General features: G+C 64.2%; 18 protein-coding genes and 1 pseudogene. All 19 read left to right on the top strand.

Annotated features, from left to right (window positions below; all coding sequences use genetic code 11):
- Nucleotides 1-182 (top strand): annotated as a pseudogene (tuf, locus tag ACFWZU_RS14335) (elongation factor Tu); the annotation flags it as partial.
- A gap of 384 nt (nucleotides 183-566) precedes the next feature.
- Entirely contained in the window at nucleotides 567-878 is a 312-nt protein-coding gene (gene rpsJ, locus ACFWZU_RS14330; protein WP_014402136.1) for a 30S ribosomal protein S10, read from the top strand.
- Nucleotides 879-898: 20 nt separating this feature from the next.
- Nucleotides 899-1,540, top strand: coding sequence for a 50S ribosomal protein L3 (rplC, locus tag ACFWZU_RS14325; RefSeq protein ID WP_091340490.1), 642 nt, complete (start codon nucleotides 899-901; stop codon nucleotides 1,538-1,540).
- 11 nt (nucleotides 1,541-1,551) lie between these two features.
- Nucleotides 1,552-2,154, top strand: coding sequence for a 50S ribosomal protein L4 (gene rplD, locus ACFWZU_RS14320; RefSeq protein ID WP_439702202.1), 603 nt, complete (start codon nucleotides 1,552-1,554; stop codon nucleotides 2,152-2,154).
- Entirely contained in the window at nucleotides 2,151-2,444 is a 294-nt protein-coding gene (gene rplW, locus ACFWZU_RS14315) for a 50S ribosomal protein L23 (protein ID WP_439702201.1), read from the top strand. The genes rplD and rplW overlap by 4 nt, the downstream gene beginning before the upstream one ends.
- Before the next feature lie 20 nt (nucleotides 2,445-2,464).
- Nucleotides 2,465-3,286: a 50S ribosomal protein L2 gene (gene rplB, locus ACFWZU_RS14310; RefSeq protein WP_231324163.1), complete on the top strand. Its 822-nt coding sequence runs from the start codon at nucleotides 2,465-2,467 to the stop codon at nucleotides 3,284-3,286.
- A 12-nt stretch (nucleotides 3,287-3,298) separates the two neighbouring features.
- Nucleotides 3,299-3,571, top strand: coding sequence for a 30S ribosomal protein S19 (gene rpsS / locus ACFWZU_RS14305; RefSeq protein ID WP_091340502.1), 273 nt, complete (start codon nucleotides 3,299-3,301; stop codon nucleotides 3,569-3,571).
- Between the two features lies 1 nt (nucleotide 3,572).
- Nucleotides 3,573-3,908: a 50S ribosomal protein L22 gene (gene rplV, locus ACFWZU_RS14300; RefSeq protein WP_209619580.1), complete on the top strand. Its 336-nt coding sequence runs from the start codon at nucleotides 3,573-3,575 to the stop codon at nucleotides 3,906-3,908.
- Nucleotides 3,909-3,923: 15 nt separating this feature from the next.
- Entirely contained in the window at nucleotides 3,924-4,673 is a 750-nt protein-coding gene (gene rpsC / locus ACFWZU_RS14295; protein ID WP_439702200.1) for a 30S ribosomal protein S3, read from the top strand.
- A gap of 11 nt (nucleotides 4,674-4,684) precedes the next feature.
- A complete protein-coding gene (gene rplP, locus ACFWZU_RS14290) occupies nucleotides 4,685-5,098 on the top strand; it encodes a 50S ribosomal protein L16 (RefSeq protein WP_091340510.1) in 414 nt (137 codons plus the stop codon).
- On the top strand, nucleotides 5,098-5,283 hold the full coding sequence (gene rpmC, locus ACFWZU_RS14285) for a 50S ribosomal protein L29 (protein WP_091340512.1): 186 nt from the start codon (nucleotides 5,098-5,100) through the stop codon (nucleotides 5,281-5,283). Before rplP ends, rpmC begins: the two co-directional genes overlap by 1 nt.
- Before the next feature lie 12 nt (nucleotides 5,284-5,295).
- Nucleotides 5,296-5,556: a 30S ribosomal protein S17 gene (gene rpsQ / locus ACFWZU_RS14280; protein ID WP_439702199.1), complete on the top strand. Its 261-nt coding sequence runs from the start codon at nucleotides 5,296-5,298 to the stop codon at nucleotides 5,554-5,556.
- 13 nt (nucleotides 5,557-5,569) lie between these two features.
- A complete protein-coding gene (rplN, locus tag ACFWZU_RS14275) occupies nucleotides 5,570-5,938 on the top strand; it encodes a 50S ribosomal protein L14 (protein ID WP_014402147.1) in 369 nt (122 codons plus the stop codon).
- A gap of 15 nt (nucleotides 5,939-5,953) precedes the next feature.
- A complete protein-coding gene (gene rplX / locus ACFWZU_RS14270; RefSeq protein ID WP_439702198.1) occupies nucleotides 5,954-6,268 on the top strand; it encodes a 50S ribosomal protein L24 in 315 nt (104 codons plus the stop codon).
- Between the two features lie 12 nt (nucleotides 6,269-6,280).
- Complete coding sequence (gene rplE, locus ACFWZU_RS14265; RefSeq protein WP_091340520.1) at nucleotides 6,281-6,820, top strand: 50S ribosomal protein L5; 540 nt, start codon at nucleotides 6,281-6,283, stop codon at nucleotides 6,818-6,820.
- A gap of 31 nt (nucleotides 6,821-6,851) precedes the next feature.
- Nucleotides 6,852-7,157: a 30S ribosomal protein S14 gene (gene rpsN / locus ACFWZU_RS14260; RefSeq protein ID WP_439702197.1), complete on the top strand. Its 306-nt coding sequence runs from the start codon at nucleotides 6,852-6,854 to the stop codon at nucleotides 7,155-7,157.
- Between the two features lie 207 nt (nucleotides 7,158-7,364).
- Nucleotides 7,365-7,760 carry a 30S ribosomal protein S8 gene (rpsH, locus tag ACFWZU_RS14255; protein ID WP_439702196.1) on the top strand — a complete coding sequence of 132 codons (396 nt, stop codon included), beginning with the start codon at nucleotides 7,365-7,367 and terminating at the stop codon, nucleotides 7,758-7,760.
- A gap of 9 nt (nucleotides 7,761-7,769) precedes the next feature.
- A complete protein-coding gene (gene rplF, locus ACFWZU_RS14250; protein WP_439702195.1) occupies nucleotides 7,770-8,297 on the top strand; it encodes a 50S ribosomal protein L6 in 528 nt (175 codons plus the stop codon).
- A gap of 103 nt (nucleotides 8,298-8,400) precedes the next feature.
- Nucleotides 8,401-8,754 (top strand): 50S ribosomal protein L18, encoded by a 354-nt coding sequence (rplR, locus tag ACFWZU_RS14245; protein WP_439702194.1) that lies wholly within the window; start codon nucleotides 8,401-8,403, stop codon nucleotides 8,752-8,754.
- The last annotated feature ends 90 nt before the right edge of the window (nucleotides 8,755-8,844 follow it).

The following is an 8,844-nucleotide window of genomic DNA, read 5'->3' as shown; positions in this document are numbered from 1 at the left end:
CCACGGACGTGACCGGCGCGGTCACGCTGCCGGAAGGCGTGGAGATGGTCATGCCGGGCGACAACATCAAGATGGTGGTGAGCCTGATCCACCCGATCGCGATGGACGAAGGCCTGCGTTTCGCCATTCGCGAAGGCGGCCGCACCGTCGGCGCCGGCGTGGTGGCCAAGGTCATCAAGTAAGGCCAGGCGGCGGTCCTCAGGGGCCGCCGCTTTTCGCCTGGGCGCCGGCAAGGCTGGCGTCTTGCGCAGATTGACTGTTATACTCGTCAGCTTGACGGCTCCGATGTTGCCTGGAGTCGATACCGCGAAATGAGGCGCAGGACGTGCTTCGAGTTCGCAGGCCGGGATGGCCCTCGCAACGCATCGATCCGTCGCAGACGACGTTCTGTTGACGTATGTGCGTTGTGCGACTTATAATTTTCTGTCTAGGCGAGCCAAATGTGCTCGCCTAGCTTTTTCGCCCGGCGCGCCCTGCGTGGCGGGTAGTTCCAAAAGGGTTGTGCGGGGCGGTGAGAAGCCACCCCGAAACAAGTATTTGTTCTTTCGATAACAGGACACGGTTTTATGGCGAACCAGAAGATTCGCATCCGCCTCAAGGCGTTCGATCATCGCCTGATCGACCGCTCGGCCAGCGAGATCGTCGAGACGGCCAAGCGCACCGGCGCTACGGTGCTCGGCCCCATCCCGCTCCCGACCAAGATCGAGCGCTACACCATCCTGGTCTCGCCGCACGTCGACAAGGACGCACGCGACCAGTACGAGACCCGTACGCACAAGCGTGTGCTCGACATCGTCGACCCCAACGACAAGACCGTGGACGCGCTCATGAAGCTTGACCTCGCCGCTGGCGTGGACGTCCAGATCAAGCTCGGCTGAGCGATAGACAGGATACGAAGATGAGTATCGGACTGGTTGGCCGCAAGTGCGGCATGAGCCGGCTCTTCACTGAAGATGGACGCTCGATTCCGGTGACGCTGATTGAAGCGACCCCGAACCGCGTCACCCAGCTGAAGACCGAAGACAACGATGGTTACACCGCGATCCAGGTCACCGCGGGCGTCAAGCGCGCCTCGCTGCTGACCCAGCCGGTGAAGGGCCACTACGCCAAGGCGAAGGTCGAGCCGGGTCGTGGCCTGTGGGAGTTCCGCGTTGCCGCCGAGGATCTCGGCAAATACAGCGTCGGTGCCGAGATCAAGGCGGACGAGATCTTCTCGGCCGGCCAGATCGTCGACGTCGCCGGCGTCTCGAAGGGCAAGGGCTTCCAGGGCACGATCAAGCGCCACAACTTCTCGATGGGCGATGCGACGCACGGTAACTCGCTGTCGCACCGCGCGCCGGGTTCGATCGGCCAGCGCCAGACGCCGGGCCGCGTGTTCCCGGGCAAGAAGATGGCCGGCCACATGGGCGCGGTGAACCGCACGCAGCAGGGTCTGGAAGTGGTCAAGGTCGACGCCGAGCGTCACCTGATCGCGGTCAAGGGCGCGGTGCCGGGTGCGACCGGCGGCGACGTCGTGATCCGCCCGACCACCAAGGGTTGAGGAGAGACGCCATGGAACTGAATGTCATTGGCGCCAAGCCGCTCAGCGTGTCCGACGAAGTGTTCGGCGCCGAGCTCAAGCAGGCCCTGATCCACCAGGTGGTGGTTGCGTACCAGGCCGGCGGTCGCGCCGGTACCAAGGCGCAGCTGTCGCGCGGTGAGATGTCGGGTACCACCAAGAAGTTCAAGAAGCAGAAGGGCGGCGGCGCCCGTCACGGCGACTACCGTGCTCCGATCTTCGTCGGCGGCGGTGTCACCTTTGCGGCCAAGCCCCGTAGCTTCGAGCAGAAGGTCAACCGCAAGGCTTACCGCGTGGCGATCCGCTCGATCCTTTCCGAGCTGAACCGCCAGGATCGCCTGAAGGTCGTCGACGGTTTCGGCATCGAGGAAGCCAAGACCAAGGCGATGGTCGCCAAGCTGGCCGAGCTGCAGGTCGGCGGCCGCGTGCTGCTGGTCTCCGAGGACGCCAACGAGGCGCTGTTCCTGGCCGCCCGCAACATCCCGTACCTGCACGTGGTTGACGTGATGGCGCTGAACCCGGTCAGCCTGGTCGGCTCCGACTACGTCGTGCTGACCGCCGAGGCCGTGAAGAAGATCGAGGAATGGCTGGCATGAGCAACGAACGCATTCTCAATACGCTGCGTGCGCCGCACATCTCCGAGAAGTCCGCGCGCCTGGCCGAGAACAACCAGTACGTATTCGTGGTCGCCCCCGAGGCGACCAAGGCCGACGTCCGCGCGGCGGTGGAACAGATGTTCGACGTCAAGGTCGAGCAGGTGAACCTCGTCAACGCCAAGGGCAAGGTCAAGTCCTTCCGTTTCCGCACTGGCAATCGCCAGGGCAAGCGCAAGGCCTATGTCCGCCTCGCCGATGGCCAGACCATCGACGTGTCGGCCAAGGCCTGAGCTCAAGGAGTTGAATTGAGATGGCACTGATCACTCACAAGCCGACCTCGCCGGGCCGCCGCGACTCCGTCAGCGTCCGCACCGAGGGCCTGCACAAGGGCGCGCCCTACGCGCCGTTGACCGAATCGCAGTCCAAGACGGGTGGCCGCAACCACTACGGTCGCATCACCACGCGTCACCGCGGTGGTGGCCACAAGCAGGCCTACCGCATCATCGACTTCAAGCGCGACAAGGAAGGCATCGCCGCCAAGGTCGAGCGCATCGAATACGATCCGAACCGCACCGCGCACATCGCGCTGCTGTGCTACGCCGATGGCGAGCGCCGCTACATCATCGCGCCGAAGGGCGTGGCGGTGGGTGATCGCCTGGTGTCCGGTTCCGACGCGCCGATCAAGGCGGGCAACAGCCTTCCGCTGCGCGCCATCCCGGTCGGTTCGACCATCCACTGCATCGAGATGAAGGCTGGCAAGGGCGCGCAGATCGCCCGCAGCGCCGGCGCCTCCGTGCAGCTGGTCGCCCGCGAGTCCGGTTACGCCACCCTGCGTCTTCGCTCTGGCGAGATGCGCCGCGTGCCCGTGGACTGCCGCGCGACCATCGGCGAAGTCGGCAACTCCGAGCACAGCCTGAAGAAGCTGGGCAAGGCCGGCGCCAAGCGCTGGAAGGGCATCCGCCCGACCGTGCGCGGCGTGGTGATGAACCCGGTCGACCATCCGCACGGTGGTGGTGAAGGCCGTACCTCCGGCGGCCGTCATCCGGTCAGCCCGTGGGGTACGCCGACCAAGGGCTACAAGACCCGCAACAACAAGCGCACGCAGCAGTTCATCGTGCGTCGTCGCAAGTAACAGGAAACGATCATGCCGCGCTCCCTAAAGAAAGGTCCGTTCATCGACCTGCACCTCGCAAAGAAGGTGGAAGCCGCCGTTTCCGCCAACAACAAGCGTCCGATCAAGACCTGGTCGCGCCGCTCGATGATCCTGCCCGAAATGGTGGGCCTGACCATCGCCATCCACAACGGTCGCCAGCACGTGCCGGTACTGATCAACGAGAACATGGTCGGGCACAAGCTCGGCGAGTTTGCGGTGACCCGTACTTTCAAGGGCCACGGCGGCGACAAGAAGGGTAAGTAAGATGAGCACCGAAGCCAAAGCGATCCTGCGCAGCGCCCGCATCTCGGCGCAGAAGGCACGCCTGGTGGCTGACCTGGTCCGCGGCATGCCCGTGGGTCGCGCCAGCGACGTGCTCCAGTTCACCAACAAGAAGGCCGCCCACCTTGTCCGCAAGGTGCTGCTCTCGGCCGTCGCCAACGCCGAGAACAACCTGGGCGCCGACGTCGACGAGCTGAAGGTCTCGCGCATCTTCGTGGACGAGGGTCCGTCGATGAAGCGCATGTTTGCCCGCGCCAAGGGTCGCGGCTCGCGCATCCTGAAGCGCACCAGCCACATCACCGTGGTCGTCGGCGAGTAAAGAGGACAGAAGACGATGGGTCATAAAGTTCATCCCACCGGTATCCGCCTCGGCATCGCCAAGGACTGGAATTCGAAGTGGTACGCCAACAAGGGCGATTACGCCCAGTACCTCGCGGCTGACCTGAAGGTCCGCGAGATGCTGCGCAAGAAGCTGGCGCAGGCCGGCATCTCCAAGATCCAGATCGAGCGTCCGGCCAAGACCGCCCGCGTGACGATCCATACCGCCCGTCCGGGCGTGGTGATCGGCAAGAAGGGCGAGGACATCGAAAAGCTGCGCAAGGAAGTCAGCGACATGATGGGCGTTCCGGCGCACATCAACGTCAATGAAGTGCGCAAGCCCGAGCTCGACGCGCAGCTGGTGGCCGAGTCGATCGCCCAGCAGCTGGAGCGCCGCATCATGTTCCGTCGCGCCATGAAGCGCGCCGTCGGCAACGCGATGCGCCTGGGCGCCCTCGGCATCAAGATCAACGTGTCCGGCCGTCTGAACGGCGCCGAGATCGCACGCTCCGAGTGGAGCCGCGAGGGCCGCGTGCCGCTGCACACTCTGCGCGCCGACATCGACTACGGTTTTGCCGAGGCGAAGACCACCTACGGCATCATCGGCATCAAGGTGTGGGTCTACAAGGGCGAGATCTTCGACCTGGCAGCAGCGTCGGCCGAGTCGAAGGACGAGCAGTCGCAGCCGCGCCGCGAAGGTGGCGAGGGTCGTCGTGAATCGCGTCGCGAGGGCGGTGAAGGCCGCCGCGAGCGGACGGCGAAGTAAGGAGAGTTGCCATGTTGCAACCGAAGCGAACCAAATACCGCAAGCAGTTCAAGGGCCGCAACGATGGCCTGGCCCAGTGCTCGAACCTCGTCAGCTTTGGCGAGTACGGCCTGAAGGCGACCACCCACGGCGCGCTGACCGCGCGCCAGATCGAGGCGGCCCGTCGTTGCATCACCCGTTTCGTCAAGCGTGGCGGCAAGCTGTGGATCCGCGTGTTCCCGGACAAGCCGATCACCAAGAAGCCCATCGAAGTGCGTATGGGCGCGGGCAAGGGCGGCGTCGAGTTCTGGGTCGCCCCGATCCAGCCGGGCCGCATGCTCTATGAAATCGAGGGTATCGACGAGGCAACGGCACGCGAGGCATTCCGCCTGGCCGCCGCCAAGCTCTCTGTGCAGACCCAATTCGTGACCCGGGCGGTGATGTGATGGCCACCAACGATCTGAACACCAAGTCGGCCGACGAGCTGAAGCAGCACCTGCTGGACCTGCGCAAGGAGCAGTTCAACCTGCGCATGCAGAAGGGCACCGGCCAGCTCAGCCAGCCGCATCAGCTGCGCCGCGTCCGGCGCGACATCGCCCGCACGAAGTTCGTGCTCGGCACGAAGAAGTAAGGGACCGCCGACATGAGCGAGAACACCAAGCAGGCGCGCACCCTCGAGGGTCGCGTCATCAGCAACAAGATGAACAAGACGGTCACCGTCCTGATCGAGCGCCAGGTGCAGCACGGCCTGCTGGGCAAGATCATCCGCCGGTCGACCAAGCTGCACGCGCAGGACGACCTGGGTGCGAACGAGGGTGACCTGGTCCGTATCACCGAGTGCCGTCCGCTGTCGAAGACCAAGCATCACCGCGTGGTCGAAATCGTCACGCGCGCGGCCGTCTGAGGAGGGTGCAGACATGATCCAGATGCAGAGCACGCTTTCCGCGGCCGACAACAGCGGCGCCAAGGAACTGATGTGCATCAAGGTGCTCGGCGGTTCGCACCGCCGTTACGCCGCGATCGGTGACGTGATCAAGGTCACCGTGAAGGATGCGATCCCGCGCGGCAAGGTGAAGAAGGGCGAGGTCTACAACGCCGTGGTGGTGCGTACCGCCAAGGGCGTGCGCCGCCCCGATGGCTCGCTGATCCGTTTCGACGGCAATGCAGCGGTGCTCCTCAACAACAAGCTCGAGCCGATCGGCACCCGTATCTTCGGGCCGGTCACGCGTGAGCTGCGCGGCGAGAAGTTCATGAAGATCGTCTCCCTCGCGCCCGAAGTGCTTTGAGCGGAGATAAGAACCATGAACCGTATCCGCAAGGGTGATCAAGTCCTCGTGATCGCCGGCAAAAACAAGGGCCAGCGCGGCGACGTGCTGCGCGTGGACGGCGACCGCGTGTTCGTCTCCAACGTGAACATCGTCAAGCGCCACACCAAGCCGAATCCGCAGGCCAACCAGGCCGGCGGCATCGTCGAGCGCGAGGCCTCGATCCACATCTCCAATGTGCAGCCGTTCAACCCCGCCACGGGCAAGGGCGAACGCGTCGGTGCCAAGTCGCTCGAGGATGGGCGCAAGGTCCGCGTGTTCCGCTCCACTGGCGAACAGCTGGACGTGTAAGGAACAAATGTCATGACGCGCCTTGAAAGCTTTTACAAAGAACAGGTCGTTCCGAAGCTCACCGAGCGTTTCGGCTACGAGAATGTGATGCAGGTTCCGCGCATCACCAAGATCACCCTGAACATGGGTGTGGGTGAGGCTGCCGGCAACAAGAAGATCCTCGAGAACGCCGTGGCGGACATGACCAAGATCGCCGGTCAGAAGCCGATCACGACCAAGGCGCGCGTGTCCGTGGCCTCGTTCAAGATCCGCGACGGCTGGCCGATCGGCTGCAAGGTCACCCTGCGTCGCGCCAACATGTGGGAATTCCTGGACCGCCTGATCAACATCTCGCTGCCGCGTACCCGCGACTTCCGCGGTGTGTCCGGTCGCGCCTTCGATGGCCGTGGCAACTACAACTTCGGCATCAAGGAACAGATCATCTTCCCGGAAATCGACTTCGACGCGATCGACGCGATGCGTGGCATGGATATCTCCATCACCACGACCGCCAAGACCGATGAAGAAGCCAAGGCGCTGCTGGAAGCCTTCAGCTTCCCGTTCCGCAACTGATCGCGCCGAACTAGAGAGCGAGAGAAACGCAATGGCAAAGACCTCGATGGTCAACCGCGACATCAAGCGGACCAAGCTCGTCAAGAAGTACGCCGCCAAGCGCGCCGAACTGAAGGCGATCGTGATCAACCCGAACGCCTCGTACGACGAGAAGATGGACGCGCAGTCCAAGCTGCAGAAGCTGCCGCGCGACGCCAGTCCGGTGCGCCAGCGCAACCGCTGCGAGCTGTCCGGCCGTCCGCGCGGCGTGTATCGCAAGTTCGGCCTGGGCCGCAACAAGCTGCGCGAAGCGACCATGCGCGGTGACGTGCCTGGTCTGCGCAAGGCCAGCTGGTAAGTAACCCAAGGCGGGCGCTCTGACGCCCGTCGCATCCCGGGCAGGCCGCCTCGGCCTGCCGGTGCTTTTTGGCACGGATGTTCGCTTGACCGGAAAAAGCTGCTATAGTCGCCCGTCTGTGTAATGCAGACAGGCGGTCAACGACCGCCTCACAACTTAGAAGATTTCCGGTTACTCGGATATCGGTGCACTCTGAAGGATGTTTTCATGAGCATGACTGATCCCATCGCCGATCTGTTTACGCGCATCCGCAATGCCCAGCTCACGGGCAAGCAGGCCGTAAGCATGCCGTCGTCGAAGCTGAAGTTGGCGATCGCCAACCTCCTCAAGAACGAGGGCTACATCCTCGACGCCAAGACTTCCGACCAGGAAGGCAAGCCGGTGCTCGAGATCAAGCTCAAGTATTTCGAAGGCCGCCCGGCCATCGAGGCCATTTCCCGTGTTTCCCGCTCCGGCCTGCGCGTCTATCGCGGCAAGGACGAGCTGCCGAAGGTGCTCGGCGGCATGGGTATCTCGATCATCTCGACTTCCGCCGGTCTGATGACCGATGCGCAGGCCCGCGCCAAGGGCCTGGGCGGCGAAGTCATCGGCCAAGTGGCGTAAGGAGTTCCCATGTCCCGCGTTGCCAAGAAACCGATCAACCTGCCCAAGGGCGTGGAACTGAAGTCCGACGCCAGCGGCATCTCCGTCAAGGGCCCGAAGGGTACGCTGTCCGTGCACGCTCTGCCGGGCGTTTCCGTGGCCGTGAATGACGGCGTTGCCAGCATCGCGCTGGCCGAAGGCGCCGACGACAAGTTCGGCGGCACCGCGCGCGCGCTGCTGGCCAACATGGTCAAGGGCGTGTCCGAGGGTTACGAGCGCAAGCTGGAGCTGGTCGGCGTGGGTTATCGCGCGTCGATGGCCGGCAAGGCCCTGAACCTGAGCCTGGGCTTCTCGCACCCGGTGGTGTTCAACGCCCCCGAAGGGATCACGCTCGAGACCCCGTCGCAGACCGAGATCCTGATCAAGGGTTCGGACAAGCAGCGCGTGGGCGAAGTTGCCGCCAAGATCCGCGCGTTCCGTCCGCCGGAGCCCTACAAGGGCAAGGGCGTGCGCTATGCCGGCGAGAAGATCACCCTGAAGGAAGCCAAGAAGGCTTAAGTACGCAGTCCCTGCGTGTGAAAGCGGCCATCCATGGCCGCACTCTTCACAAGAGCGCTGTACTGCCGAACTATCGCCGATCCGCTTTCGAGGAACCAGACAGATGAACAAGAACGAATCCCGCCTGCGCCGCGCCAAGTCCACGCGCGCCCACATCCGCAAGCTCGCCGTGGCCCGCCTGTCGGTGCATCGCACCGGCCAGCACCTGTATGCCCAGGTGTTCGACGCCTCCGGCGACAAGGTGGTGGCGGCTGCGTCCACCGTGCAGAAGTCGGTGGCCGAGGGCCTGAAGGGCACCAAGAACCTCGCTGCTGCGGCGGCGGTGGGCAAGGCGGTGGCCGAGCGTGCGCTCGCTGCCGGCGTCGAGTCCGTCGCTTTCGACCGCTCGGGCTTCCGCTATCACGGTCGCATCAAGGCTTTGGCCGATGCGGCGCGCGAGGCCGGCCTGAAGTTCTAAGGAGCCGGAGGCGGCTGCCTCCGGTCCTTGCAAGACACACAACAACAAGCGGCAAAGCCGCAAGCAAAAGTCCCGGATGGTCCGGGCACA

The organism is Frateuria sp. GZRR33, assembly GCF_051900425.1.
GTDB lineage: Bacteria > Pseudomonadota > Gammaproteobacteria > Xanthomonadales > Rhodanobacteraceae > Frateuria_A.
Note: the sequence above shows the minus strand (reverse complement) of the source record. Positions and strands in the feature narration are given on the sequence as shown.

What these genes read in the sequence shown, in the direction of transcription:
- rpsJ (WP_014402136.1), top strand. Translation starts at nt 567, where the DNA reads ATGGCGAACCAGAAGATTCGCATCCGCCTCAAGGCGTTCGATCATCGC.
- rplC (WP_091340490.1), top strand. Translation starts at nt 899, where the DNA reads ATGAGTATCGGACTGGTTGGCCGCAAGTGCGGCATGAGCCGGCTCTTC.
- rplD (WP_439702202.1), top strand. Translation starts at nt 1,552, where the DNA reads ATGGAACTGAATGTCATTGGCGCCAAGCCGCTCAGCGTGTCCGACGAA.
- rplW (WP_439702201.1), top strand. Translation starts at nt 2,151, where the DNA reads ATGAGCAACGAACGCATTCTCAATACGCTGCGTGCGCCGCACATCTCC.
- rplB (WP_231324163.1), top strand. Translation starts at nt 2,465, where the DNA reads ATGGCACTGATCACTCACAAGCCGACCTCGCCGGGCCGCCGCGACTCC.
- rpsS (WP_091340502.1), top strand. Translation starts at nt 3,299, where the DNA reads ATGCCGCGCTCCCTAAAGAAAGGTCCGTTCATCGACCTGCACCTCGCA.
- rplV (WP_209619580.1), top strand. Translation starts at nt 3,573, where the DNA reads ATGAGCACCGAAGCCAAAGCGATCCTGCGCAGCGCCCGCATCTCGGCG.
- rpsC (WP_439702200.1), top strand. Translation starts at nt 3,924, where the DNA reads ATGGGTCATAAAGTTCATCCCACCGGTATCCGCCTCGGCATCGCCAAG.
- rplP (WP_091340510.1), top strand. Translation starts at nt 4,685, where the DNA reads ATGTTGCAACCGAAGCGAACCAAATACCGCAAGCAGTTCAAGGGCCGC.
- rpmC (WP_091340512.1), top strand. Translation starts at nt 5,098, where the DNA reads ATGGCCACCAACGATCTGAACACCAAGTCGGCCGACGAGCTGAAGCAG.
- rpsQ (WP_439702199.1), top strand. Translation starts at nt 5,296, where the DNA reads ATGAGCGAGAACACCAAGCAGGCGCGCACCCTCGAGGGTCGCGTCATC.
- rplN (WP_014402147.1), top strand. Translation starts at nt 5,570, where the DNA reads ATGATCCAGATGCAGAGCACGCTTTCCGCGGCCGACAACAGCGGCGCC.
- rplX (WP_439702198.1), top strand. Translation starts at nt 5,954, where the DNA reads ATGAACCGTATCCGCAAGGGTGATCAAGTCCTCGTGATCGCCGGCAAA.
- rplE (WP_091340520.1), top strand. Translation starts at nt 6,281, where the DNA reads ATGACGCGCCTTGAAAGCTTTTACAAAGAACAGGTCGTTCCGAAGCTC.
- rpsN (WP_439702197.1), top strand. Translation starts at nt 6,852, where the DNA reads ATGGCAAAGACCTCGATGGTCAACCGCGACATCAAGCGGACCAAGCTC.
- rpsH (WP_439702196.1), top strand. Translation starts at nt 7,365, where the DNA reads ATGAGCATGACTGATCCCATCGCCGATCTGTTTACGCGCATCCGCAAT.
- rplF (WP_439702195.1), top strand. Translation starts at nt 7,770, where the DNA reads ATGTCCCGCGTTGCCAAGAAACCGATCAACCTGCCCAAGGGCGTGGAA.
- rplR (WP_439702194.1), top strand. Translation starts at nt 8,401, where the DNA reads ATGAACAAGAACGAATCCCGCCTGCGCCGCGCCAAGTCCACGCGCGCC.